The sequence below is a fragment of the Neobacillus kokaensis genome, assembly GCF_014656545.1.
GTDB classification, from domain to species: Bacteria; Bacillota; Bacilli; order Bacillales; family Cytobacillaceae; genus Neobacillus; species Neobacillus kokaensis.
The window spans coordinates 1-241 of the sequence record NZ_BNDS01000077.1; the positions used below are offsets into that span (position 1 = coordinate 1).

Below are 241 nucleotides of genomic sequence, written 5' to 3' on the forward strand. Positions count from 1 at the left end.
CCGGACTTGGGTATTCCTCCATATAAATGGACCCTGTAGGACTCGAACCTACGACCGGACGGTTATGAGCCGTCTGCTCTAACCAGCTGAGCTAAGGGTCCAATAAAATAAAATTTTTAATATAGCGGCGGAGGGGATCGAACCCCCGACCTTACGGGTATGAACCGTACGCTCTAGCCAGCTGAGCTACACCGCCAAAAAATATATAATAAGTGAATAATGGTGGAGCCTAGCGGGATCG

2 tRNA genes are annotated in these 241 nt (G+C 49.0%); both read right to left on the bottom strand.

Going from position 1 to position 241, the window contains the following annotated elements:
- Nucleotides 1-27 precede the first annotated feature (27 nt).
- Nucleotides 28-101: transfer RNA gene (locus IE222_RS26220), tRNA-Ile, on the bottom strand.
- Nucleotides 102-122: 21 nt separating this feature from the next.
- Nucleotides 123-196: transfer RNA gene (locus tag IE222_RS26225), tRNA-Met, on the bottom strand.
- Nucleotides 197-241: the final 45 nt, after the last annotated feature.